This is a genomic window from Burkholderia sp. Cy-637 (assembly GCF_011753175.1).
In the GTDB taxonomy this organism is placed as follows: domain Bacteria; phylum Pseudomonadota; class Gammaproteobacteria; order Burkholderiales; family Burkholderiaceae; genus Burkholderia; species Burkholderia gladioli.
Genome location: NZ_VWWC01000002.1, coordinates 71163 through 93134, shown reverse-complemented (window position 1 = coordinate 93134; position 21972 = coordinate 71163). Strand labels below are relative to the sequence as shown.

Annotated in this window: 21 protein-coding genes and 1 pseudogene; 8 read left to right on the top strand and 14 right to left on the bottom strand. The window is 65.8% G+C overall.

Translation table 11 applies throughout. The features are described from left to right. Positions 1-41: 41 nt before the first annotated feature. From F3J10_RS01320 to F3J10_RS01310, 3 genes are all read right to left on the bottom strand, one after another. Positions 42-797 (bottom strand): molybdopterin-dependent oxidoreductase, encoded by a 756-nt coding sequence (locus F3J10_RS01320; RefSeq protein WP_036034318.1) that lies wholly within the window; start codon positions 795-797, stop codon positions 42-44. Further along, complete coding sequence (locus F3J10_RS01315; RefSeq protein WP_025098130.1) at positions 797-1423, bottom strand: cytochrome b/b6 domain-containing protein; 627 nt, start codon at positions 1421-1423, stop codon at positions 797-799. The genes F3J10_RS01320 and F3J10_RS01315 overlap by 1 nt, the downstream gene beginning before the upstream one ends. A gap of 69 nt (positions 1424-1492) precedes the next feature. Next, a complete protein-coding gene (locus F3J10_RS01310) occupies positions 1493-2176 on the bottom strand; it encodes a hypothetical protein (RefSeq protein ID WP_013696901.1) in 684 nt (227 codons plus the stop codon). A gap of 218 nt (positions 2177-2394) precedes the next feature. On the opposite strand from F3J10_RS01310, the gene F3J10_RS01305 reads away from it, so the two are divergent. Both F3J10_RS01305 and F3J10_RS01300 read left to right on the top strand, forming a co-directional pair. Continuing rightward, positions 2395-3111, top strand: coding sequence for an isochorismatase family protein (locus F3J10_RS01305; RefSeq protein WP_167240684.1), 717 nt, complete (start codon positions 2395-2397; stop codon positions 3109-3111). A gap of 74 nt (positions 3112-3185) precedes the next feature. Beyond that, entirely contained in the window at positions 3186-4100 is a 915-nt protein-coding gene (locus F3J10_RS01300; RefSeq protein WP_167240682.1) for a LysR family transcriptional regulator, read from the top strand. A gap of 106 nt (positions 4101-4206) precedes the next feature. Here F3J10_RS01300 and F3J10_RS01295 read toward each other — a convergent pair whose 3' ends face one another. Then, on the bottom strand, positions 4207-4920 hold the full coding sequence (locus tag F3J10_RS01295; protein ID WP_167240680.1) for an acetyltransferase: 714 nt from the start codon (positions 4918-4920) through the stop codon (positions 4207-4209). A gap of 132 nt (positions 4921-5052) precedes the next feature. Continuing rightward, positions 5053-5505: a helix-turn-helix domain-containing protein gene (locus tag F3J10_RS01290; RefSeq protein ID WP_025098134.1), complete on the bottom strand. Its 453-nt coding sequence runs from the start codon at positions 5503-5505 to the stop codon at positions 5053-5055. 203 nt (positions 5506-5708) lie between these two features. Here F3J10_RS01290 and F3J10_RS01285 point away from each other — a divergent pair, with 203 nt between their 5' ends. From F3J10_RS01285 to F3J10_RS01265, 5 genes are all read left to right on the top strand, one after another. Next, entirely contained in the window at positions 5709-6866 is a 1158-nt protein-coding gene (locus F3J10_RS01285; RefSeq protein ID WP_240155309.1) for an MFS transporter, read from the top strand. A 92-nt stretch (positions 6867-6958) separates the two neighbouring features. Beyond that, entirely contained in the window at positions 6959-7846 is an 888-nt protein-coding gene (locus F3J10_RS01280; RefSeq protein ID WP_167240675.1) for an EamA family transporter, read from the top strand. Between the two features lie 17 nt (positions 7847-7863). Further along, positions 7864-8100 (top strand): hypothetical protein, encoded by a 237-nt coding sequence (locus tag F3J10_RS01275; protein WP_167240673.1) that lies wholly within the window; start codon positions 7864-7866, stop codon positions 8098-8100. Positions 8101-8375: 275 nt separating this feature from the next. Further along, complete coding sequence (locus F3J10_RS01270) at positions 8376-9632, top strand: transglycosylase SLT domain-containing protein (RefSeq protein WP_167240671.1); 1257 nt, start codon at positions 8376-8378, stop codon at positions 9630-9632. A gap of 362 nt (positions 9633-9994) precedes the next feature. Continuing rightward, entirely contained in the window at positions 9995-11134 is a 1140-nt protein-coding gene (locus F3J10_RS01265) for a LysR family transcriptional regulator (protein ID WP_084152457.1), read from the top strand. On the opposite strand, the gene F3J10_RS01260 is transcribed toward F3J10_RS01265, so the two are convergent. Both F3J10_RS01260 and F3J10_RS01255 read right to left on the bottom strand, forming a co-directional pair. Further along, positions 11021-12325, bottom strand: coding sequence for an Nramp family divalent metal transporter (locus tag F3J10_RS01260; RefSeq protein ID WP_167240669.1), 1305 nt, complete (start codon positions 12323-12325; stop codon positions 11021-11023). The two genes, F3J10_RS01265 and F3J10_RS01260, sit on opposite strands and share 114 nt — an antisense overlap. A 118-nt stretch (positions 12326-12443) precedes the next feature. Continuing rightward, positions 12444-13700 (bottom strand): cupin domain-containing protein, encoded by a 1257-nt coding sequence (locus F3J10_RS01255; RefSeq protein ID WP_013696893.1) that lies wholly within the window; start codon positions 13698-13700, stop codon positions 12444-12446. Between the two features lie 337 nt (positions 13701-14037). Here F3J10_RS01255 and tatA point away from each other — a divergent pair, with 337 nt between their 5' ends. Beyond that, positions 14038-14265: a Sec-independent protein translocase subunit TatA gene (gene tatA / locus F3J10_RS01250; RefSeq protein ID WP_025098141.1), complete on the top strand. Its 228-nt coding sequence runs from the start codon at positions 14038-14040 to the stop codon at positions 14263-14265. Positions 14266-14403: 138 nt separating this feature from the next. Here tatA and F3J10_RS01245 read toward each other — a convergent pair whose 3' ends face one another. From F3J10_RS01245 to F3J10_RS01215, 7 genes and pseudogenes are all read right to left on the bottom strand, one after another. Continuing rightward, entirely contained in the window at positions 14404-15696 is a 1293-nt protein-coding gene (locus tag F3J10_RS01245) for an ATP-grasp domain-containing protein (protein WP_025098142.1), read from the bottom strand. Further along, complete coding sequence (locus tag F3J10_RS01240; protein ID WP_167240667.1) at positions 15696-16886, bottom strand: MFS transporter; 1191 nt, start codon at positions 16884-16886, stop codon at positions 15696-15698. Before F3J10_RS01240 ends, F3J10_RS01245 begins: the two co-directional genes overlap by 1 nt. A gap of 73 nt (positions 16887-16959) precedes the next feature. Next, positions 16960-17265 carry a YciI family protein gene (locus F3J10_RS01235; RefSeq protein WP_029949878.1) on the bottom strand — a complete coding sequence of 102 codons (306 nt, stop codon included), beginning with the start codon at positions 17263-17265 and terminating at the stop codon, positions 16960-16962. A 116-nt stretch (positions 17266-17381) separates the two neighbouring features. Continuing rightward, entirely contained in the window at positions 17382-18239 is an 858-nt protein-coding gene (gene cysQ / locus F3J10_RS01230; protein WP_025098145.1) for a 3'(2'),5'-bisphosphate nucleotidase CysQ, read from the bottom strand. Beyond that, positions 18232-18828 (bottom strand): annotated as a pseudogene (gene cysC, locus F3J10_RS01225) (adenylyl-sulfate kinase); the annotation flags it as partial. The gene cysQ and the pseudogene cysC, both read right to left, overlap by 8 nt. Positions 18829-18954: 126 nt before the next feature. Continuing rightward, positions 18955-20760 (bottom strand): carbamoyltransferase C-terminal domain-containing protein, encoded by a 1806-nt coding sequence (locus F3J10_RS01220; protein ID WP_025098147.1) that lies wholly within the window; start codon positions 20758-20760, stop codon positions 18955-18957. Positions 20761-20799: 39 nt separating this feature from the next. Next, complete coding sequence (locus tag F3J10_RS01215; RefSeq protein ID WP_167240662.1) at positions 20800-21963, bottom strand: sulfotransferase; 1164 nt, start codon at positions 21961-21963, stop codon at positions 20800-20802. Positions 21964-21972 lie beyond the last annotated feature (9 nt).

Here is a 21972-nt window from a genome sequence, read left to right as displayed (position 1 = left end):
TCGCTCCTGCCGCCGCTCATCCGACATGGCGAGCCGCCCCCTCAAACCCCCGCGAACCAGTCATACCCCTGCTGCTCCCAATACCCGCCCGGGAACACGTTGGTGACCTCGATCGCCTCCAGGTTCTTCGCGCTCTTGAACCCCAGCTTGGTCGGGATCCGCAACCGCAGCGGCGCACCCCATTGCGGCTCGAGCGGCTTCGAATCGAAATCGAGCGCGAGGATCGTCTGGGGATGCAGGGCGCTGGCCATGTCGATGCTGGTCGAGTAGCCGTCGAAGCACTTGAAGGCGACGTAGCGCGAGTTCAGATCCGCGCCGACTCGCTCCAGGAACACGCGCAACGGGATACCGCTCCACTGCCCGATCTGGCTCCAGCCCTCGATGCAGATATGGCGGGTGATCTGGCTCGCCTGCGGCAGCGTCATCAGCTCGGGCAGGGTCCACGGCTGCTTGCGCGCCACCCGCCCGGCGACGCCGAGCGCCCAGTTGTCGGGCACGCCGCGCACCTGCCAATCGGGATAAAAGGCATTGAAGCGGAACGGGCGCGTGATATCGGCCGCGCTATAGGTTCTCGCCAGCCGCTGCGAACCGAACAGCGCCGCCTGCACGCGATCGTCGAAGCGCAGCATGGCTTCGAGCGCGGCGTCGACGCCCGAATGCGTGGACAGGTCGCAGCCGCTCAGCATGGCCAGGCCGCCGAGCGACAAGGTCCGTTTCAGGAAGCCGCGCCGGCTCGCGCGGCTCAGTTCCGCCTTGATGTCCTCTTGCCGGACGGCGACGGTTTTACGCTCGGCCATCAGTGCTGCTCCTCGGATTCCGCCGGCACCGGGGCGATCATCGCCACCAGCGTGCGCGGATGAATCGCTACCAGCGCCACATGCACGACGACGAAGGCGACGATGCCGAACATCAGGGCGAGATGGATATTGCGGGCGATCGCATACTGCCCGAACAACTCCACCAGCCATTGAAACTGCACGGGCTTCCAGATCGCCAGCCCCGTGACGACCTGGACGATCGCGGCCGTCACCACGCCGACATACATCGCGCGCTGCACCGCGTTGTAGTGCCCCTGCCGATGCGCGAGCCGGAACGCCAGCGCGGCTCGCAGATCGCGAATCACCGCCATCGGCGAAGGCAGGCGAAGATCGCGCCGGAAATGTCCCGACGCGATCCCGTAGACGAGATAGGCCAGCCCGTCGATCACCAGCAGCCACATGGCGCTCAGATGCCAGGCCAGCGCGCCGCCCAGCCAGCCGCCGAGCCCGGTCCATCGCGGAAACACGAAGGGCAGGTCCGGCGAGGCGTTGTAGATCGCCCAGCCGCTGAAGATCATGCATCCCATGGCATACACGCCGATCCAGTGCATGATCCGGATCGGGGCGGGGTGCGCGGGTCGTGGCGACCGGGAACGGGGGCGCATGAACGGGCTCCTTGGCGGTTAATCGGGTGGCGCGGGTGGCGCGGATGGCGTCGGTGACGGCCCGCCGTCTTACATCGGCGGCTTCAGCCCATCCTTGCCGATCGCGACCACGCCGGCCGTGGTCTTGTTCTGGTCCGTCGCGGCATTGATGAACACCGCCGCGCCCTTGGTCAGGTCGGCCGTGGTGGCGGGATGGAAGGTGACGATCGGCGCGGTGGGCGGCACCAGCACGACCTGCTCGCCGCCCTTGTAGCTGACCGTGAGCCGCTTCACGCCGCCCTGGTCGGTGGCCGCGCTGACGCTGCCGTTGGTCATCGCGCTCTTGACGGTGGTGCTCGACGGCGCGGCGACAGCCGTCACGCTGCCGTTGGTCATCGAGCTGGAGGTGGTGCCCGCGCCCGACAGCGTGGTGTCAGGAATCGTATCCCAGGCGTAATGGCCCTCGCCCACGCCCTTCATGGCCGGCGGGAACACCACCACTTCCAGCGCGATCTGGTTCGCGCCCGTGCTCTTGGTGGCGGTGCCGATATAGCTGCCCGGCTCGATATTGGCGAGGTCGGCCTTCACCACCTGCAGGTACTTCGTGTTGGCGCCCAGCGCGACCTGCACGTCGGCGCCGGCCGTCGTGTGGACCGTGATCTCGCTGGCGCTGACCGCGGCGATCGTGCCGCGGATGCGGGTGGGAGCCGGCGAGGCGGCAAGCGCCGAGCCGCTCAGCATGACGGCGAGAATGGCGACATGAATGCGTTTCATCTGTGCTCCTGGGTTTGAGGTGCCTGAAATCGGGCAGGATAGATCACCCGCCTTTCATAAGCATGAAGAAGCCCGACCCGGGCAGGTATCGGTCAAATGACCGATGCGCGGCCTGCAAGCCGCGCACAGCACCTGTTCCGCCCATGCGCTGCCGCGCGCCGGGCGCTCCCGCTATCGTGCAGGCCATCCATCGCCCATCGATATCCCAGGAGAACGCCATGACCGTCTTTTCCCTTCGCCACCTCGTGCGCCACCTGCTCCTCGCCTCGGCCGCCTCCATGCTGCCGGCAGCCGGCGCGGCAGCAGCCGACGCAAGAACCACCCCGGCCACGCCGACCATCCGCGCCATGGCCGGCGCACCGAGCCTCGACCATCTCGATGCGAAATCCACCGCCCTGCTCGTGATCGATTTCCAGAACGAGTACCTGAACGGCAGGATGCCGATCGCCGACATCGCCGGCGCGATCGCGAACACGCAACGCCTGCTTGCCTATGCCGATCGTCACGGCATGCGCGTATTCCAGATCCAGCACGTCGCGCCGGCGGGTTCGCCGCTGTTCGCCCTGGGCGGCGCCACGGTCGACTTCGTGCCCGCGATGCAGCCCCGCGCCACGGACACGGTCCTGCAGAAGCGCACGGTCAGCGTGTTCGCCAGCACCGACCTCGACCGGCGGCTGAAGGCCGACGGCGTGACCACCCTGCTGATCGCCGGCCTGATGACGCATGCCTGCGTGGCCGGCGCGGCGCGCGATGCGGTGCCGCTCGGTTATACCGTCGTGGTAGCATCCGACGCGTCGGCCACGCGCGGCATCGTCCTCGCGAACGGCCAGTCGATCGACAAGGACACGCTGCATCGCGCCGCGCTCGCGGAAATCGAGGATACCTTCGGCGAGGTGCTCGGCACCGACGAGATCCTCGCGCTGCCGGTGCGCTGATGCCGATCGCGCCGGGCCCGCACCGCCGGGCACGGCCTCGCGCCCAACTTCCCGGCCACGGAGCGCCCCTCCTCATGGATCAACTGCACGCGATGCGCGTCTATCGATGCCTGGTCGAGACGCGCAGCTTCACGGCCGCGGCCGAGCGCCTCGACACAACGCACTCCACCGTATCGCGCCAGTTGAAACAGCTCGAGGCCCGGCTCGGCGCGCAACTGCTGAATCGCAATTCCCGGCATTTCGCGCTGAGCGCGGCCGGCGAACGCTATTACGCGGCCTGCGTCGAGATTCTCGATCGCGTGGAGGCGGCTGCGGAGGAAGTGACGGAAGACGATCGCCGCGCTTCGGGCCTGCTGCGCGTGAGCATGCCGCTATCGGTCGGCACACTCGAGATGCCGGGCTGGCTGCCCGAGTTTCGCCGCGAATATCCGGCGATCCGCCTCGAGGTGTCGTGCAGCGACCGTTTCGTCAATCTGATCGAGGAAGGCTTCGATGTCGCGCTGCGCATCAGCGGCGACTTGCCGGATTCGGATCTGGTGGCGAAGACGCTGGCGCGCTCCGACGAGGTGCTGGTCGCCTCGCCCGGCTACATCGCCCGGCGCGGTCTGCCGCGCGCGCCGGAGGACCTGCCCGCGCATGAACTGCTGGTCTATCGCGGCGGCGGCGATGCCGCGCGCTGGCGGCTCACGGCCGCCGATGGCACGACCGCCAGCGTTGCACTGGACGGCCAGTTCGGCAGCGATGCCATCACCGCCCTTTACGCGCTCACGGTGGAAGGCAACGGCATCGGCGCCTTCACGCTGCACACCGTCAGCGCCGATATCGCGCGCGGCCGGCTGGTGCCTATCCTGCCCGGCCACCGCCTCGCGCAGCGCCGCTATTACGCGCTCTACCCGCGCTCCCGCCATGTGCCGCTGAAGGTGCGGGCCTTCATCGATTTCATCTCGGCGCGCTACGCCGAGGAACCCGCCACGCCGGCCGCCGGCTGAGGAACGACCGCGCGCATCCGGCCACCGCCAGCCAGGGCAGCGGCCGGCGAACGCGCGGACGTGGCCAGCGCGAACGTCGGCATGCCCTCGTCCGCCTGCCGGCGGCTCAGCCCTGGCTCAGCGCGCTGAACTTCGCCCGCTTGAGCTCGGCGAGGATCTCCAGCGCCTTGCCCTCGTCGCTCGTCAGGTCCGCGAGGAAGGCTTCGTTGTGCTGCTTGATCCACGACAGCGGCATGTCCCACCAGGCCAGTTCGAGCAGGCTCTCGCGCACCCGCTCCGGGAAGCGGAATCGCACCAGCCTGGCCGGCGAACCCACGTAGATCCCGTAAGGCTCGGCGCGGAAATTCGGCGGGATCACCGCGCGCGCGCCGATCACGCAGCCGCTCTCCACCACCGAGCCGCCCAGGAACAGGGCCTCGTCGCCGATCCAGACGTCGTTGTGGATCACGGTATCGGCATACTGCGGCGGCGGCGCATTGCGCAGGCCGTCGCCGAAGACGCTGAACATGGCGGTCGAGATGGTCCGCATGTCGTGCTGGCCATTGAGCAGGAAGCGCAGGCGCAGGCCGCCGGCCACGAACTTGCCCACGTTCAGCTTCTGCACACCTGCATCGTACTTGGCGATCGAGCCGACCCCGAATCCCGAGCCGCGGCCGATATAGAAACTGCCTTCGGTCGCTTCCTCGTCGAGCCAGTTGCGAAAGAAGTTGTTGGGGATCGACGAATACGCGCCGTCGCGATACCCGAACACGACGAAGTGCTTCGCGAGAGGGTGGTTGGACAGGATCCCGGTGCAGTCGTCCGAGGTGGTTACGTTCATGGCGGTCTATGAATAATGATGGCGATGGTTCGCATGGGCCTGGACGATGCCCCGTGACATCGTCCCGACAAGCCGGATCGCGTGGCAGCCAGCGCGACGCCGCCGATTCTATTACGAAAGAACCGCCGCCCCTCAGCGCTCGTCGAGCTTGCGGATCGCGCTGTTGGCGGCGTTCAGCGGCCGGCCGTCCTCGTGCTGCAGGGTCTGCTTGCGGATCTTGCGGCCGCTCTTGCGATCGACCATCACCGAATGCGGCTCGCCGGGCGCGAACAGGTTGGCCTCGCCCCACTGGCGCAGCATCACGATCACCGGGAACAGGCCCTCGCCCTTGCGGGTCAGCACGTATTCCTGGTAGGCGGAACCGTCCGATGCGGGCACGATCTCGAACACGCCCGCCTCCACCAGTTGCTTGAGCCGGTCGGACAGGATGTTGCGCGCCACGCCGAGGCTGGCGAGAAACTCGCCGAAGCGGCGCATGCCGTCGAACGCGTCGCGCACGATCAGCAGCATCCAGCGATCGCCGACGATGTCGGCCGCCCGGCCCACCGGGCATGGCGAATCCGCGAAACTTTTCTGCCTGGCCATCCCGCCCTCCTCGATGCGTCACGACAAGCCACGTCCAGCGGTCCTGCCGGATAAGAAGTTGCATTTTAAAACAAGCTTCCCTACACTTCCGACAAGTTTTGTTTTGCAACCAGATGAGAGGAATTGCCGGCATGAATGCCATCCTGCCTTCGGAAGCCGCGCTCGATCCTCGGCCGCCGCGATCCGTGCCCCGGTCGATCGTCATGCTGCTGTCGGCGTGCTGCGCGGCCAGCGTCGCCAATGTCTATTACGCCCAACCCTTGCTCGATTCGATTGCGCGTGACTTTCATATTTCGCACTCCGATGTAGGCGGCGTGATCACGGCGACCCAGCTCGGCTGCGCGCTGGCGCTGATGTTCGTGGTGCCGCTCGGCGACCTGCTCGATCGCAAGCGCCTGATCGCCGTCCAGCTCGTGTTGCTGGCGCTGGCCTGCGTGCTGGTTGCCGCCTCGCGCGGCCCGCTCATGCTGCTCGCCGGCATGGTCGGCGTCGGCCTGCTGGGCACGGCAATGACGCAGGGCCTGATCGCCTGCGCGGCGGCCCTCGCCAGTGAAGGCGAGCGCGGGCGGGTGGTCGGCGCGGCGCAAGGCGGCGTCGTGATCGGCCTGCTGCTGGCCCGCTCGGTGGCGGGCCTGCTCACCGATATCGCGGGCTGGCGCGCGGTCTACCTGGGCTCGGCCGCCATCGCGCTGGTGATGCTGGCCGTGCTCTCGGCCCGCCTGCCGCGGCCGACCGCGCCAAGGCCGCGGCTCGGCTACCCGCGGTTGCTGCGATCGATGCTCGACCTGCTGCTGCGCGAGCGTGTGCTCCAGGTACGCGGCATGATCGGCCTGATGATGTTCGCGGCCTTCAGCATCTTCTGGAGCGCGCTGGTGCTGCCGCTCAGCGCCCCGCCCTATTCGATGTCGCACACGGCGATCGGCGCCTTCGGGCTGGTGGGCGCGCTCGGCGCGCTGGCCGCCGCGCGCGCGGGCCGCCTCGCCGATCGCGGCCTGGGCCAGGCCGTCACCGGCATCGCCTTGCTGCTGCTCTGCCTGTCGTGGCTGCCGATCGCCTTCACGCCGCATTCGATCGCGGCGCTGGTGCTCGGCATCGTGCTGCTCGACATCGGCGGCCAGGCCGTGCACGTCGTCAACCAGAGCCTGATCTTCCGCACCCATCCCGAGGCGCATGCGCGCCTGGTCGGCTGCTACATGCTGTTCTACGCGGCGGGCAGCGGCCTCGGTTCGATCGCGTCGACGGCGACCTATGCACAGGCGGGATGGACCGGCGTCTGTGCGCTCGGCGCGTGCGTCAGCCTGCTGGCCCTGGCGTTCTGGTTCTTCAGCTCGGGCCCCGCCCGTCGCCACGCGCCAAGATAAGCACATGAAGTCTTTCCGGTTGTGATTCGCAACCCGATCGGGGACCATGCATCGCAAGCGCGCGTCCCCATCCACTCCTCATCGTCCTCGTCATGAAGCTTCGCGATACGCTGCTCGCCATCCTCGTCACGGCCATCTGGGGGCTCAACTTCTCGGTCATCAAGCTCGGGCTGCAATCGACCGATCCGTTCGTGCTCGCCGGCATCCGCTTCACGCTCAGCGCGCTGCCGGCGGTGCTGTTCATCCGTCGCCCGGCGGTGCCGCTGTCTTGCCTCGCCGCCTACGGGCTGCTGTTCGGCGTTGGCCTGTGGGGCATCGTCAACCTCGGCATCCAGGCCGGCCTGTCGGCCGGGATCGCCTCGCTGGTGCTGCAGTTCAGCGCCTTCCTGACGATCCTGCTCGGCGCCGCCGTGCTCCGCGAGGCCGTCTCGCGCTACCAGTTCGCCGGCATCGCGATCGCCCTGCTCGGCCTGGCCTGCGTGATCGCCATCACCGACGGCAGCGCCACGCCGGCCGGCATCGCGCTGGTGATCGTCGGCGCGCTGGCCTGGAGCGGCGCGAACCTGGTGATCAAGCTGTCCGGCACGCGAGAGGTGCTGGCCTTCCTGGTCTGGTCCAGCCTGTTCTCGCCGCTTCCGTTGTTCGCGATCGCCTGGCTGCAGCACGGCGCGGCCGTCTACGCGGCCACGTTCGCGCACTTCGACGGCAAGGCCGTGTTCTCGATCCTGTTCCAGGTCTACCCGACCACGCTGTTCGGTTATGGAGTCTGGAACCTGCTGCTCAGGAAGTACCCGGTGTCCACCGTCGCGCCCTTGTCGCTGCTGGTGCCGATCTTCGGTATGCTGGGCTCGGCCCTGATCTTCGGCGAACCGATCGGCCCGCTGAAGCTGCTCGCGACCGCCCTGATCGTGCTGGGGCTGGCCGTCGGCCTGTACGGCAAGCACCTCGGCGCCCGCCTCGCGAGGCGAGCCGGCACCTGAACCCGCTCCGGAGCCCCATGAACACCCACGCGCGCTACTTCAACCTGTTCGGCCGCATGGTCTCGATCGTGCACCAGCAGGGCCGCTGGCAAGCCTACGACTTCGGCGCGGAAGGCAAGCGCCGCCCGGCCGATTTCCAGATCCCCGACTTCGTCGAGGCCGACGAACTGCTCCAGTACCTCGACGACCTGTTCCACGAGGACGCAACGCCCAGGCACCCCACCGTGGTCGAGATGCCGCCGCCCGCGCCCTGAATCGCCGCCACCGCCAAGCAACCCGTCGCCACCGGCCCGGCCGCCCCGATTCCGGGCATCATCCGTCCCCGTCTTCGAAAAGCACTCGATCCGCCCGGCAACTGAAACTAAAATACCGACCTCGGCGGCGTCCGGGCCGACGCCCGCCGAGCCGCGATCCCCGGATCGCGCAGTATCGATGCTGCCCATAGCACGGCCGAATCGCCCGCGCGCCGCCATCCGGCAGGCGCCGCGGCGCCCGGCCGATAAAACATACAGGCATCAGCACGGGTTTCATGATGGGAATCTCGCAGCACCAAAAACGGGGCTCGACCGGCAGGCGCGCGCGCCGAGGCGCGCTGGCCGCCGCCAGCCTGCTGGTGGCGATGCCGGGCCTCGCGCGGGCCGACTGCATCGACGACGCGGCCAGCTTCCAGCACGTCAACGTCGGCCTGATGCGCGCGATCGCCCAGGTGGAATCGGGCACGCGCACCAATGTCATCAGCCCCAACAGCAACGGGACCTACGACATCGGCCTGATGCAGATCAACAGCTCCTGGCTGCCGCGCCTCGCGCGCGAGGGCATCACCCAGCAGAGCCTGCTCGATCCCTGCACCAATGCCTATGTGGGCGCCTGGATCCTGTCGCAGAACATCCAGCAGTTCGGGCCGACCTGGAACGCCATCGGCGCCTACAACGCGAGTTCGCCCGACAAGCGCCTCGCCTACGCGCAGAAGGTCTACGACACCGCGCAATCGATCACCAGCACGCAGGATGTGTCCATGCCTATCCTCCCGCCCTCGTTTACGCCGCCGCAAACCTACAATCCGTTCGCCAGCCTCGGCGTCTCGCAGGTGAAGATGGCGCCCGCCAACGGCGCGAGCGGCAGCACCCCGCGTCGCCCGGCGCCCGCCCCGGCACCGGACGCGGCGCCCGGCACCTACAACTTCGGCTGGACCGTGACGGGCGCCGACGACGCCAAGCCGGTGCAGGTGTTCGACGACGGCGCCCGCATCTACGTGCAGTTCAGCGACATGAAGCGGGTGCCGGCGATCTTCGGCGACACGCCGCGCGGCCGCGTGATCCTGCGCTGGGATCCGCAGCCGCCTTACGCGGTGATCGCCACGCTCGAGCCGAAGCTGGTGTTCCAGATCGGCCAGGCCGAGGCCATCGCGCAGCGGGCGCCGGCCGCGATCACGCCGAAATCCGCTGGTTCGACCTCGACCCAGGCCGGCGCCGCGCCGACGCGCGCTCCCGCCGTACCGGGCGGCAACGCCGTGCCCGCCACGGCAGCCGGCGCAAGCGCCGCCGCCGCGCGCAAAGCCGCCACCGCGTCGACCGACGCGCTCTGGTATCTCTCCACGCCCTCCTCGCGCGACAACAAGGACAAGGCCCTGGCGAGCCAGACGCTGCCGGTCGCCGACACCGGCACGCGCAACGACCCGCCGCCCGCCCCGCAGGCACCAGTGGCCACCGCCGCCGACAAGCCCGCCGCCAAGACGCCGTCGCCGCGCAACACCGGCACCGACGCGCTGTTCTACCTCACCAAATAAGCGCCCCATCACGCTTCGAAACCCGGTCCGCCTCATGCGGCGGACCGGGATCGCCCAGGCACGCTCCGGATTATCTCGCTTTAGGCATTTCCATTTCTTATAGCAATGGAATTTCGTAAGCATTTCTGAAAACCGGATTTCTCTTCGCCTCGTAATATTCAATCGTGCATGACGAGCACGAATAATTTCATTTCGCTTTCCATTTTTAAAAACATCGCGACCTGCACGGCTTCTCCCAGCCTGCAAGCAAGGGTGATCCCTTGCAAGCCGAATTACGATAGTAGGTCTAAACTTCGAGGAAGCCGCCGAGCGTCGAACCAGGAGGCATTAAAAATGTTCCCCAATAGGAGACATGGCTTCATATGAAAAACATAACAATTCGCCAACTCAAGACTTTCGAAAGTGTTGCGCGCAATTTGAGCTTTTCGCGTGCGGCCGAGGATCTGCACCTGACGCAGCCGGCCGTCTCGATGCAGATCAAGCAGATCGAGGACCATGCCGGCGTGCCCTTGTTCAACCACGTCGGCAAGCGCATCGTGCTGACCGAGGCCGGCAAGCTGATGCTGCGCCACAGCATGGCGATCCTCGCCGACCTGAAGGCCGCCGAGCAGTCCTTTGCGGTCTTGAAGACCGGCGCCGCGCAATGCCTGCGCGTCGGCCTGATCACCTCGGGCAGCTATTTCTTCCCGCACCTGATCGGTGCCTTCCTGCACGCGCAGCCCGGCATCGATCCCGAGATGACGGTGCGCAGCCGCGACCAGTTGATCGCCCTGCTGCGCGCCGACCGGATCGACCTCGCGATCATGGTGCAGCCGCCCGACGACGCGGCGATCGTCGCCGAGGCCTTCGCGCCCAACCCCTTCGTGCTGGTGGCCGCGCCCGATCATCCGCTGGCCGGCGCGCGCGACATTCCCTACGCGCGCATCGCCGACGAATGCCTGATCGTCAGGGAACGCGGCACCGATACGCGCGGCGTCGCCGACGAGACCTTCGGCACCCTGCCCTCGGCGCCGCGCTTCATGGAGATCGGCTGCGCGGAGGCGATCAAGCAGTCGGTGATGGCCGGCATGGGGATCAGCTTCCTGTCGGCGCAGACGGTTCAGTCCGAACTGCGCGCCGGCCTGCTGGTGGTGCTCGACGTGCAGGGTTTCCCGCGCAGGCGAAGCTGGTGCGTGATCCATCGCGCGGATCGCCACCTGCCGCCCGCCGCCGTCCATTTCCGCGAATTCCTTCTCGCCGAGGGCGGCGCGCGGCTCGAGCACTTCACGGGTATCGACAAGGTGCACACGGGCATGGATCTCCGGCGGGCCGAGCCCGCCGCTCCGGAAACGCGCGCGCTCGCCGCCGGCGGCGCGAGCCTAGAGGTGGCGCTGCGCACGCGCGCGCTGTTACGCGACGAGGGCCTGCCAGATCAGCGTTACGTTGAGCGCCAGGATCACGGCGGTGGCGACGGCCGCCGTGGCGATCAGCTTCCGGCTGGCGGTAAATCCACCCATCACTGAACGGCGCGAGGACAGCACCACCAGCGCGATCAGCGGCACCGGCAGGACGATGCTCAGCACGATCTGGCTGTCGATCATCGCCGTCATCGGGTTGCAGAACAGGCAGACGATCACGGCCGGCACCATGGTGATCAGGCGCCTCACCAGCACCGGCGTGCGGAAGCCGACGAAGCCCTGCATGATGCTCTGGCCGGCCATGGTGCCGACCACCGAGCTCGAGATGCCCGAGGCCAGCAGCGAAACCAGGAACAGCACCGCGGCACCGGTACCGAGCACCGGCGTGAGCGTGTGATAGGCGGCCGCGATGTCGGAGATGCCCGGCGCGTTCTTGCGGAACACCGAGGCCGACATCGCCACCATCGCCAGGTTGACGAAACCCGCGAAGCCGAGCGCGACCATCACCTCGCGATTCGAGAAGCGCACCAGCTTGCGGCGCTGGTAGTCGTTGCGAGCCGGCGCGCGATTCTGCGTAAGGCCGGAATGCAGGTAGATGGTGTGCGGCATGATGGTGGCGCCGACGATGCCGACCGCCAGCATCAGCGCATCGCCGTCGCGCAGGTGCGGCACCACCGTGTGGAAGATCGTGGCGTGCCAGTCGGGCGGCGCGATGATGAGCTCGCCCAGGTAGCTCAGGCCGATCACCGTGATGAAGGCGGCGATCACGATCTCGAGCGGGCGGAAGCCCTTCTTGTCCAGCGACAGGATGCCGACCGTGACCACGCCCGTGATCAGCAGCCCCCAGCCGAGCGCCAGGTGGAACAGCAGCGAGATGCCCATCGCGGCGCCCATGAATTCGGCGAGATCGGTCGCCATCGCGGCGATCTCCGAGCCGATCCACATCGCGATCACCAGCGGCCTGGGGAAGCTGTCGCGGCACAGCTCGGCCAGGCTGCGGCCGGTGACGATGCCCAGCTTGGCCGACATCGCCTGGAACAGCATCGCCACCAGCGAGGCCAGCAGCACCACCCACAGCAGCTCGTAGCCGTAGGTCGAGCCGGCCTGGATGTTGGTGGCGAAGTTGCCCGGGTCCATGTAGCCGACCGAGGCGATCACGGCCGGCCCCGCGAACGGCAGCAGCGCGCGGATCCCGCGACGCTCGTTGTCGAGCGCATCGCGCATGGCCGTCACGGTTGCGGTGCTTGCCGTGCCGGACAGCGCGTAGCTGGCGGTACGTTTGATTGCCATCAGCATGATGAACGCCTCTTGCGGGTGCGGGTGTCGATTCGATACGGGTGAGGAAAACCGGCGCGCGCCGTGCGGCAGGTCGGCGACCTGCGCGCACGCGGCGCGCGCGTGGCTTGACGCGCGCTCAGGCGATCACGTCGCGACGCTGCTTGAGCTTGTGGATCGCGTCGAGCGTCTCGTCGTCGACGCGCAGGTGCTCCCGGAGCAACTGGCGCGGCACGCTGGCGAGCCACTGCGAGAGCGTCACCTCGGAGAAGTGATCCGACTTGAAGATCTCGAGGAACACCAGATCCTCCTTGCCGGTGTTCTTGATGTAGTGCCCGAGGTTCTTCTCGACATAACCCACGTCGCCGGGATTGAAGTCGACGGTCTGCGCGGCCGGCCCGGTGTTGAACACCGTCATGCGGCCGGTGCCCTTGATGAAGTACTGCCACTCGTCGTTGTCCGGGTGCCAGTGCAGCTCGCGCAGGCCGCCCGGCTTGACCGTCACCAGGGCCGCCGCCACCGTCTTCGAGACCGGGAAGTTGTGGCTGTCGACGATGCGCACCTCGCCGCCGGCGGTCGAGATGGTCGGCGCCATCGCGCCCATGCGGAAGATGAAGGGATGGTCGGGGCGGCCTTCGGGCGAGGCGGCATAGGCCTGGTCGGCGGCCAGCGGGCCCGCCTTCGCGCCCTGGTAGATCCACAGCTGCTCGAGCGGAATCTCCTTGAACTTCTCGGCCGGCACGCCGAAGTTCTGCGCGAGGATGTCGGGCGGCGTGTGCGCGAGCCAGTCGGACACCATCAGCGTGTTGAATTCGCCGGCCGCGCCGTTATCGAAGGCCAGCACGAACTCGCCACCGTTGTCGCCGAGCCCCTGCAGCGAATGCGGCAGGCCGGGCGGGAAGTACCAGATGTCGCCGGCCGCCACGTCGGCCACCTCGGCGCGGCCGCGCGTGTCGATGGTGGTGATGCGCACCTCGCCGCTGACCATGATCGCCCACTCGGCCTGCTGATGCCAGTGCAGCTCGCGCACGCCGCCCGGCCCGAGGCGCATGTTCACGCCGGCGATGTCCTTCGACACCGGGAAGGCCTTGGTGGTTACCTCGCGCGCCCAGCCGCCGGCCTGGATGCGCTTGTGCGCCATGTTGAACGAGGCCCACGGGATCGGCATGCCGCCGACGTCGGTGGGCGGCGGGTTGTTGAACGAGGGCAGCACGTCGCGCAGTTGCGGGTTCTGCGGACCCGGCTCGGCGATCGCGATCGGCGTGGAGTTGATCGCGCCTTGCGCCGGCGTGTCGGGGTTGCCGAATTCGGCCGCCTTGGCGGCTGCCGCCGCACCGAGTGCCACCGCGCCGGCGGCCGCGCCGACCAGTACACTGCGACGTTTCAAATCGGTCATGTTTTGCTCTCCTGATGATCTCGTCTTGATGGTTTCCCGGTGCCGGGGGACCTCCCGGGTGACGCGGGTTGTGATCGGAAGCGGCATGGCGCCGTGCCTCGGTGAACCGTCGTTCGATGCATCGGCATGAACGGCTCACCGCGGCATCGGATGCTCGCCAGCCGCTCCGTGCCGCCAATAGTAGGAACGCATCAGGCCGATGACCAATCAGGATTTCTTGGCCAGATCATCAGGAGCTTTGATACATCGCCGGGCCGATCGCGCTTAGGATCGGCGCACGCGCTGACGGAGATATCGGCGCCTGGAACCGATCGAACCCGATACAAGGAGAGTGACCATGGGAAGTCTGAGCATCACGCATTGGCTGATCGTGCTGGCGATCGTTTCGCTGATCTTCGGTACCAAGAAGATCCGCAGCCTCGGCACGGACCTGGGAGGCGCCATCAAGGGCTTCAAGGAGGGGATGGGAGAAGGCGAGGAGGCAGCACGGCAGGCAGCGACACTGCCGGTGTCACGAGAAACGGCGCACGACGTGGGAGACAGTCCTGCCGTGACGCAGCATTGAATCGGCGCGAACAGCTACGAGAGCACGCGAGCGCCCGAGTTCCCAGGATGGGCGATCGCGGGCGTGGCCGCGGTCGCCTGGCGACGTCCAGACAGGGAAGACGACCGCCCCGCCGCCACGTGGAGGCGACGGCGACGCCTACAGGAACAGATAATCCTCGCTCGAACTACGCAGTTTCAGGTTCGCGGCATGCGCGGTACGTCCGATGATCCACTCCGCCAGCAGGCTCGATTCCTCGGCCGATTCGGCGACGATCTGAAAATGATAGGGACAGTAACTGCTATCCATGCGGCGCACATGTGTCCCGACCGCGGGATCGAAGCGCCAGGCCGCCACATGGCGTGCCAGGGGACGCTGCCATGCCAGGTCGACCTCGGCCTCGATCGTCGCCGCTTCCGCCGCGCCGATCATGCGCGTGGTCGCTGCACGGATGGCCGAGACGTCTCGGCAGCGAATCGGCATCCGTCGCGTCAGATACATCTCGTTGAGCAATTCATAGGCATCGACCCCCGTGGCCAATGCGAACACGGTCGGCATGTTGCCGCCCATGATCCGCGGATTGGCCTCGACCAGCACGGGCCCGCTGGGGCCGAGGATCAGCTCGATGTGGAAGATGCCGAAATCCAGGCCTAGATGCCTGGCGACCTGCAACGCAAAATCCGTCAGCTGGCGGGCTGTCTGCGGGCGAACCGGCGCCGGCATGGTGGTGCCCAGCTCGATCGAGGGCTCATCGGCACATCGCTTGCGCGCGGAGATCATGAGCGGAAGGACCTCTCCGCCGGCAGCGGCGACCTCCACGGAAAACAGCGGCCCTTCCACGTACTCCTCGAGCAGGGTCTGCGGGGAAATCGCGTCCGCAAGCCCCGGCGGGACGTCCGGCATGACGTCGAGCGAGGCGAAATACCGGCTCAGCGAAGCGGCATCGTCGATCCGCTCGGCGCGAATGCTGGCTCCGCCGCTGAGCGGCTTGGCGATCATCGGGTAACCGAGATCCCGCGCATGAACCGTCGCTTGCTCGAACGAATCCGCCACGCGATAGCGAACCGGCCGCATTCCCGCCGCCTCGATCCGCGCGCGCGCCGCCGCCTTGTCCTGGGCAAGCGCCACGGCCTCGGGATCGGTGCCCGCCAGCCCGAGACGCCGCGCACAACGCGCCACCGAGGCCGCGCAGTATTCGAGCGCGGTGACAACCGCATCCAGTGGCTGGTCCCGATGGATGGCGACCAGCGCATCGTGGAGTTCCGCGTCGTTGCGCGACGTATCGATCTCGACGATGCGGTCGGCCAGTTCACGACAACGCGCCATCGAGTCGGGATCCAGCAAGCCGGCGAACTGCCTGGAGGCCACGAAGGTGATCCGATGGCCGGCCGCACGTGCGGCGGCCAGTGCCTTGAGTCCCACCGGATTGCTGTCTACGAATGTGATATGCATCAGCCTGCCTCCCCCTTGAATCGTATTGGTTCGCGCCGCGCGACGGCTTTCAGGATCTGAATGGCAATCGGTACGCAGACGGCGACCAAGCCGGTACCGAAGGCCAGTGAGCCGAAGCTGACACGTTCCGCCAGAAAACTGCCCGCGATCGAAAACGACAGCATCAGCCCCAGCGCCCATGCATTGGCATTGGCCATGACGCGCGGCAAGCGTTCCCCGGGCACGGCCAGAATCAGGTAACGAAGATGCACGCAATACGCGAGTTCAAAGCCGAATGCAAAGACACCGTAGGCGAACACCCCGGCCTGCTCCCCCGTCACGACGACCAGCGGCAGCAGGGTCAGCAGCGCGAACACATGGGACAGCACCGCCGCCATGGCGTAGCGCCCCTTCTCCAGGCTCACGCGCGCGGCCACGAACGCGCCGATCACATAAGCGCCGTTGGTGACCGCCTGAAGAATGGGGATGCCGGTGGACGCCATGTGCATCTGATGGACGGCGAACACCGAGCGCGCGATATTGTGGAAACCCTGGAACAGGGCAACGCTCGCGACGAAGTAGACGATCGCCTGCCAGATCTCCTGCTCCGACGTCGGCGTCGAGGTGGCCCCGGAGGCCGCGGCGCGATCCGCCGGACGTCGCTCGCGCACCGTCAGGTAAATGACCGCCGACAGCACGTGCAGGGCGCAGCAGACAGCGACGATGGTGCCCAATGCCAGCCTGCCCAGCAGCGCGGCTCCGATCAGGGAGCCCACGCCGCCGCCCACCAGCATCGCGGTGTTGTAGTAAGACGCCGCGCGCGCGAGATCGCTGCCGTCGAACAACTGCTTCAGTGCCACGGGACGACTGACCTTGGACAGATTGTCGAAGGTTCCCTTCGCGATCAGCAGCGCCAGCATGGCGAATGTATTGTCGATTGCCACGGGAATCAGCACGATCGACAGCACCGCGCCGAACTCCGCCTGCACGAGCAGCTGCCGTGCATTCCGGCGCGCCACCAGCGAGCGGATCAGGGGCAGCGCGAGCACGGCCGGAATCCATTGGGTCAGGACTACGATGTTCGCCAGGGCCGCCGATCCCGTGCGCGTGATGACCACCGCCGACAAGGACATCAGCAGCAGGAAGGTCGCCAGCGAAGTGCAGAAAATCGACAACCAGATTTTCAGGAAGACGGCCTCTCGCTTCATCATTTCTTCTCACTTGTCATGTCGAATTCACGGCTCGCGTCGACTCGCCCCCCATGAAGCCTGGCGCTCGCGTCACTCAACGGCTGGCCTGTTCGGATGCCAGGGTGGAAAAGACCTGCTTCCATTCGAGAATGCGCCAGGCTTTTCGAAGCCCGGTCGGCCAGAACGGATCCTGCCTGATGTAGTCGAGCACGCGTTCGGCGGATTCGGCCTCGACCGTCCAGAGACCGCCCGCTGCCAGCCGGGTCGATGTGTCAACCAGCGGGCCGGCTTCGCGAATCCGGCCGCCCTGGGCGGCCAGGAAGGCCAGGTGGGCCTCCATGTTGGCGGCGCGTGCATGAGCAAACGCCTCGTCGTCTTCGAACAATACGCAGTAGATCATGATGACCTCGGAAGTTTTCTCGATCCTACACGCGGAATTTTCGGAATATCCAAGCATATTTGCCGGAGCGATCCGGCAAACTTGCCCGCCTCGACGCGCGACGATTCTCGTCGTGTTCAGGATGGCTGGATCAGCGGATCACGCGGTCGTATGGCATGAACCCATGCGTCACCGGTCACGGCCATGAACCAGGGATTCGCGAAATCAGTGTCGGTGGGCTGGTTCCGTTTTCCGTAGCGCAAGGGTTTGCCGTCAAGCGTCAGCACGCTGCCGCCGGCGGCGCGCAGGACGGCATCGCCGGCCGCGGTATCCCATTCCATGGTTCGGCCGAAGCGCGGATAAAGATCGGCATCCCCGGCCGCCATCAGACAGAACTTCAGCGACGAGCCGATGGCGGTCGTCGTCGCGCCCGGAATCCGCGCAATGAAGTCGCTGGTAGCGGTCGTCAGATGCGATCGGCTCACCGCGATCACCGGCGCATCCTCGCACCGCCGGACCTCGATCCGGATCCGTTGCTCGTATCCGTTGTCGAACCGGACCAACTCCGCATTCCGAGGCCGGCCGGCGTACAAACGCCCTTTCGCGGGCGCATGCACGACGCCGACGACGGGCACCCCGTCCCGCACCAGTGCGATGTTGACAGTGAAGTCGTCGCGACGCTCGATGAACTCCCGTGTGCCGTCCAGCGGATCGACGAGAAAAAATACACTGCCCAGGCTGGCTGGCAGATCGCCCGCCGACGCGGCTTCCTCGGCGACGCAAGGCACCCCTGGAAACGAGACGGCCAGCGCCTGCAGGATCAGCGCTTCGGCGACCCGATCGGCCTCGGTGACCGGCGAGGCGTCGTGCTTCAGCGTGGATTCGGCAGGCGCCTCGAAGCAGCGCATGATTTCCTCGCCCGCGGCAATCGCGATGAGTTCGAGGCGCGCCAACACCAGCGCGTCGTCCCACGCTTTCGAATTCAATTCATGCATTCAGATATCCCTTTTCCTGCAGCCAGCGTTCCAGCGTATCGACCGCCTCGACAACCGACCGGCCGGCGGTCTGCAAGCGGACTTCCGGCGCTTCCGGGGGCTCATATGGAGAGTCGATGCCGGTGAAATTGCGGAGCTCGCCGCTGAGGGCGCGCGCATAAAGCCCCTTGGGATCGCGGCGAACGCACTCCGCAATCGGCGCCTCGACGAAGATCTCGACAAACGCGCCCTCTCCTACCAGCCGGCGCGCCAATTCACGGTCGGAGCGAAACGGCGAGATGAACGACACGATCACCAGCAAGCCGGCATCCAGCATGAGCCGTGCGACTTCCGCGATGCGACGGATATTCTCGGAGCGATCCGCATCGGAAAAGCCCAGGTCCTGGTTCAGGCCGTGTCGCACATTGTCGCCGTCCAGCACGAAGGTATGAAAACCCCGGGCGTGGAGCCGCTGCTCCAGCAGGCTGGCGATCGTCGATTTCCCCGCTGCCGACAAACCCGTCATCCACAAGGCTGCCGCACGTTGTTTCTTCAGTTCGCTTCGCGCCCTGCGATCCACCGCCATCTGGTGCCACGTAATTTCATTGTCCGACGTGGCGCGAAACACGTCCGCATCCTCACGCACTGCCATCACGTTCCCCTGCAAGGAGTGCCGTCGCGAGCCAACCCGCCACATCACGACAACACGAATCATCCACGAGGCCGTCGCGCCCCCTCAATGCCCCGATGCCGTCGCCGATTCGCGCGCCGCCGCCGGCACATGGCGGTGAGCCCGGATTGCCGTTTCGGCCGCGGATTCGCCGCCTGCCGACGATGCGGCCTCTCGCAGCCATGCCTTGTCGACGATGAAGTCGCCCATGACCAGCGCGTCGAGTCCCGTCGAGAAGAAACATCGGATCGCGTCGATGGGAGACTCGATGATCGGTTGATCCATGATGTTGAAACTGGTGTTGAGGACCACCGGCACGCCGGACAATTTCTCGAATTCCTTGATCAGCCGGTGATAGCGCTCGCTGGCTTGCGGCGTGACGGTCTGCAGCCGGGCGGTGCCGTCGACGTGGGTGATCGCGGGCAGCAGATGCTGCTTCTCCGGCAGGACATCACAGACCATCAGCATGAACGGCGACTCGCCGTCGAAATCGAAGTAATGCGAAACATCCTCCGAAGCCACGGAGGGCGCGAAAGGACGAAATGCTTCTCGATGCTTGACCTCCGCATTGATCTTGTCCTTCATCTGCGGCAAGGTCGGATCGGCAAGAATGCTTCTACCGCCGAGCGAGCGGGGGCCGAACTCCATCTTCCCCTGGAACCAGGCAACGATCTTGCCTTCGCGCAGCAGCCGGGCGGTATCGCGGCAGACGTCCTCGGACTGGCGGTACACCAGCTTGGATTGCCGCAGCGCATGCTCGATCGCGGTATTCGTGTGTTCGGTACCGATATAGGGATGCAGGTGGTGATAGCGCTTCCGCTCGCCGAGCAGCCCGTTGTATAGATAGTAGGCCGCGCCGATGCAGGTGCCGTTGTCGCCGGCGCCGGGCATCACGTAGATGTTTTCGAAACGCGTCTCGCGCAGGATCCGGCCGTTCGCGACGCTGTTGAGCGATACCCCACCAGCAAGCACCAGGTTCCGGCTGGTCGTGCGCGCCTCGAGCACCCTGCAGAGTTCGAGGATCCGCTCCTCGAGGACGCGCTGGAACGCGGCCGCCATGTCGCGATGGCGATCCTCGAACGCCTCGCCTCGCCGGCGCGGCGCCCCGAATTCGCGATGAAAGTTCTCGCTGCAGAAGCGGCCCGTGACATTCGGAAAATCGAACATCGAGAAATCCATCTCGACATTGCCGTTCTCGGTGATCCTGACGAGCCGGCTGATCGGTTCGTAGAACCGATCAGGATCGCCGCATGGCGCGAGACCCATGGTCTTGCCTTCGTCATAGTTCGGCTTGAATCCGCAGAACTCGGTTGCGGCCGAGTAGAAACAGCCTAGCGAATGCGGAAAGAAGCTCTCGCTAAGCTTTTCCAGCGAATGCCCGCTCGCCTGCCCCAACCAGGTGGTCGACCACTCTCCCCAGCCATCGACGGAAAGCAGCGCAGCGTCGTCGAAAGGCGAGACGAAGTAGCTTCCGCCGATATGTGCCAGGTGATGATCGACGAAATGCACGGCCGGACGCCGTGCGCCCTTGCCCCAGGTCTTCCGGTACCAGCTCCAGAATGCTTTCTGCCGCGCACGGATACGCAGGAACTCGTATGAGATGAACGATCCCGCCGCCCGATGCAGCGAAGTCGCATAGAGCGCCTTGGTCACGACATGCTTCTTCGGATTGAACGACACCGCGATGTGATGAATCTCTTCGGGCGGCAGGCCCGCCACGCGCATGCACGCATCAATCGCCTTTTCGGGAAAGCGCTGCGTGTGTTTGTCTCCGGTCAGGCGCTCGTCCTCGATTGCCGCGATCAATTCGCCATCCTTGACGATGCAGGCTGACGAATCATGGAAGATGTAGTTCAGGCCGAGAATATTCATGACTGCCCTTTATGAATGGACGTGCCGAGGAAAATGGGATCAGCGCGCGGCAGGCGCAATGCCGGCCACGAATTCGCCATATCGCTCGAAACCTTCGGTGGATTGCGGCGCGTTGACATAGCCCGAGTCGCGGCGATTCTGGTCAAGCTGCATACGCCCCAGCACCTGCCGGTAGGCATCGCTCAGGTCGAGCCCCAGATCGCGATAGATCTGCTCGATGGTGCCCTGTATGTCGGTGGTGAATTGCTCGAAGGTGGTGAACGCAACCTCGCGCCGCTGCTTGAGTTCCGCGGCGAAATCGATCAGCTTCATGCATTCGTCGAGCCTGAAGCGAAGATTCGCCTCACTCCAGCCGGACAGGCCCGACGGATCGATCCCGTGCTTCGCGAGGGTACATACGTTCGACATCGTCACGTAGGAACGGACGAAACCCTGGGGAGGGCGCACGATGACGAGATAACGCGCGTCGGGGAAAGCCCGCCCTATCAAACGATAGAGCGCGACGCTCTCGTTCTCCTTGGTCAGCCAGGTACGGCCTTCGCCGCGATAATAGGCAACCTTCATCACGACCTGCCGAAAGGTTCGCATCAACTTGCGCTGTTCGCGCGTCGACAGTTCGTCGACTTTCGCAATGCGATCGAGTACCTCGACAAACGGGAAGCGTCGAAACGAGAAGTAATGGTGATACATTCTTTCTTCAAAAAAAATACCATGCTCCTCCACGCTGCCCAGCTTGTGATGGTGGATTTTCGAGGCAGTTTTCCCAACTTCGGTCCTGGGCCAATAGTCGATCGCTTCGATCCGGCTGCGCAGTTGAAAAAAATCGATAAGCTTCCACAGGCAGATGAATGGGAAACGCCACTCGAAATGCTTCAGCGAAAAGAAAGTATTTGGATCACTCGACAAGGTTCTCAGCAAAAACGTCGTCCCGCTGCGCGGCTGACTGGCGATGAACACCGGCCGGACCAGGCTGGCCTTGAGGTAGCGACGGAAAAACGCCAGATCCAGGTACCAGAGAATCGTGTAGAACGGGGCATAGATGAGTTCTTTCGCCAGATGCCGGAGCAATCTCGCTTTCTGAACCACATTGATTTCCCGATTGCACAGCGAAGCCTTCGTGAAAATAAAGAACGATCGCCAGAGATAGAACGGGCAGAAATAGACGAGAAATAGATATGCAAGCACGCAAACAGCAAAAATCATTGGCGCCCC

What these genes read in the sequence shown, in the direction of transcription:
- F3J10_RS01270 (WP_167240671.1), top strand. Translation starts at nt 8,376, where the DNA reads ATGATGGGAATCTCGCAGCACCAAAAACGGGGCTCGACCGGCAGGCGC.
- F3J10_RS01290 (WP_025098134.1), bottom strand. Translation starts at nt 5,505, where the DNA reads ATGGCCAGGCAGAAAAGTTTCGCGGATTCGCCATGCCCGGTGGGCCGG.
- F3J10_RS01320 (WP_036034318.1), bottom strand. Translation starts at nt 797, where the DNA reads ATGGCCGAGCGTAAAACCGTCGCCGTCCGGCAAGAGGACATCAAGGCG.
- F3J10_RS01215 (WP_167240662.1), bottom strand. Translation starts at nt 21,963, where the DNA reads ATGATTTTTGCTGTTTGCGTGCTTGCATATCTATTTCTCGTCTATTTC.
- F3J10_RS01295 (WP_167240680.1), bottom strand. Translation starts at nt 4,920, where the DNA reads ATGAACGTAACCACCTCGGACGACTGCACCGGGATCCTGTCCAACCAC.
- F3J10_RS01240 (WP_167240667.1), bottom strand. Translation starts at nt 16,886, where the DNA reads ATGATGAAGCGAGAGGCCGTCTTCCTGAAAATCTGGTTGTCGATTTTC.
- F3J10_RS01285 (WP_240155309.1), top strand. Translation starts at nt 5,709, where the DNA reads ATGCTGCTGTCGGCGTGCTGCGCGGCCAGCGTCGCCAATGTCTATTAC.
- F3J10_RS01305 (WP_167240684.1), top strand. Translation starts at nt 2,395, where the DNA reads ATGACCGTCTTTTCCCTTCGCCACCTCGTGCGCCACCTGCTCCTCGCC.
- cysQ (WP_025098145.1), bottom strand. Translation starts at nt 18,239, where the DNA reads ATGCATGAATTGAATTCGAAAGCGTGGGACGACGCGCTGGTGTTGGCG.
- F3J10_RS01310 (WP_013696901.1), bottom strand. Translation starts at nt 2,176, where the DNA reads ATGAAACGCATTCATGTCGCCATTCTCGCCGTCATGCTGAGCGGCTCG.
- F3J10_RS01265 (WP_084152457.1), top strand. Translation starts at nt 9,995, where the DNA reads ATGAAAAACATAACAATTCGCCAACTCAAGACTTTCGAAAGTGTTGCG.
- F3J10_RS01245 (WP_025098142.1), bottom strand. Translation starts at nt 15,696, where the DNA reads ATGCATATCACATTCGTAGACAGCAATCCGGTGGGACTCAAGGCACTG.
- F3J10_RS01260 (WP_167240669.1), bottom strand. Translation starts at nt 12,325, where the DNA reads ATGCTGATGGCAATCAAACGTACCGCCAGCTACGCGCTGTCCGGCACG.
- tatA (WP_025098141.1), top strand. Translation starts at nt 14,038, where the DNA reads ATGGGAAGTCTGAGCATCACGCATTGGCTGATCGTGCTGGCGATCGTT.
- F3J10_RS01255 (WP_013696893.1), bottom strand. Translation starts at nt 13,700, where the DNA reads ATGACCGATTTGAAACGTCGCAGTGTACTGGTCGGCGCGGCCGCCGGC.
- F3J10_RS01275 (WP_167240673.1), top strand. Translation starts at nt 7,864, where the DNA reads ATGAACACCCACGCGCGCTACTTCAACCTGTTCGGCCGCATGGTCTCG.
- F3J10_RS01235 (WP_029949878.1), bottom strand. Translation starts at nt 17,265, where the DNA reads ATGATCTACTGCGTATTGTTCGAAGACGACGAGGCGTTTGCTCATGCA.
- F3J10_RS01315 (WP_025098130.1), bottom strand. Translation starts at nt 1,423, where the DNA reads ATGCGCCCCCGTTCCCGGTCGCCACGACCCGCGCACCCCGCCCCGATC.
- F3J10_RS01220 (WP_025098147.1), bottom strand. Translation starts at nt 20,760, where the DNA reads ATGAATATTCTCGGCCTGAACTACATCTTCCATGATTCGTCAGCCTGC.
- F3J10_RS01300 (WP_167240682.1), top strand. Translation starts at nt 3,186, where the DNA reads ATGGATCAACTGCACGCGATGCGCGTCTATCGATGCCTGGTCGAGACG.
- F3J10_RS01280 (WP_167240675.1), top strand. Translation starts at nt 6,959, where the DNA reads ATGAAGCTTCGCGATACGCTGCTCGCCATCCTCGTCACGGCCATCTGG.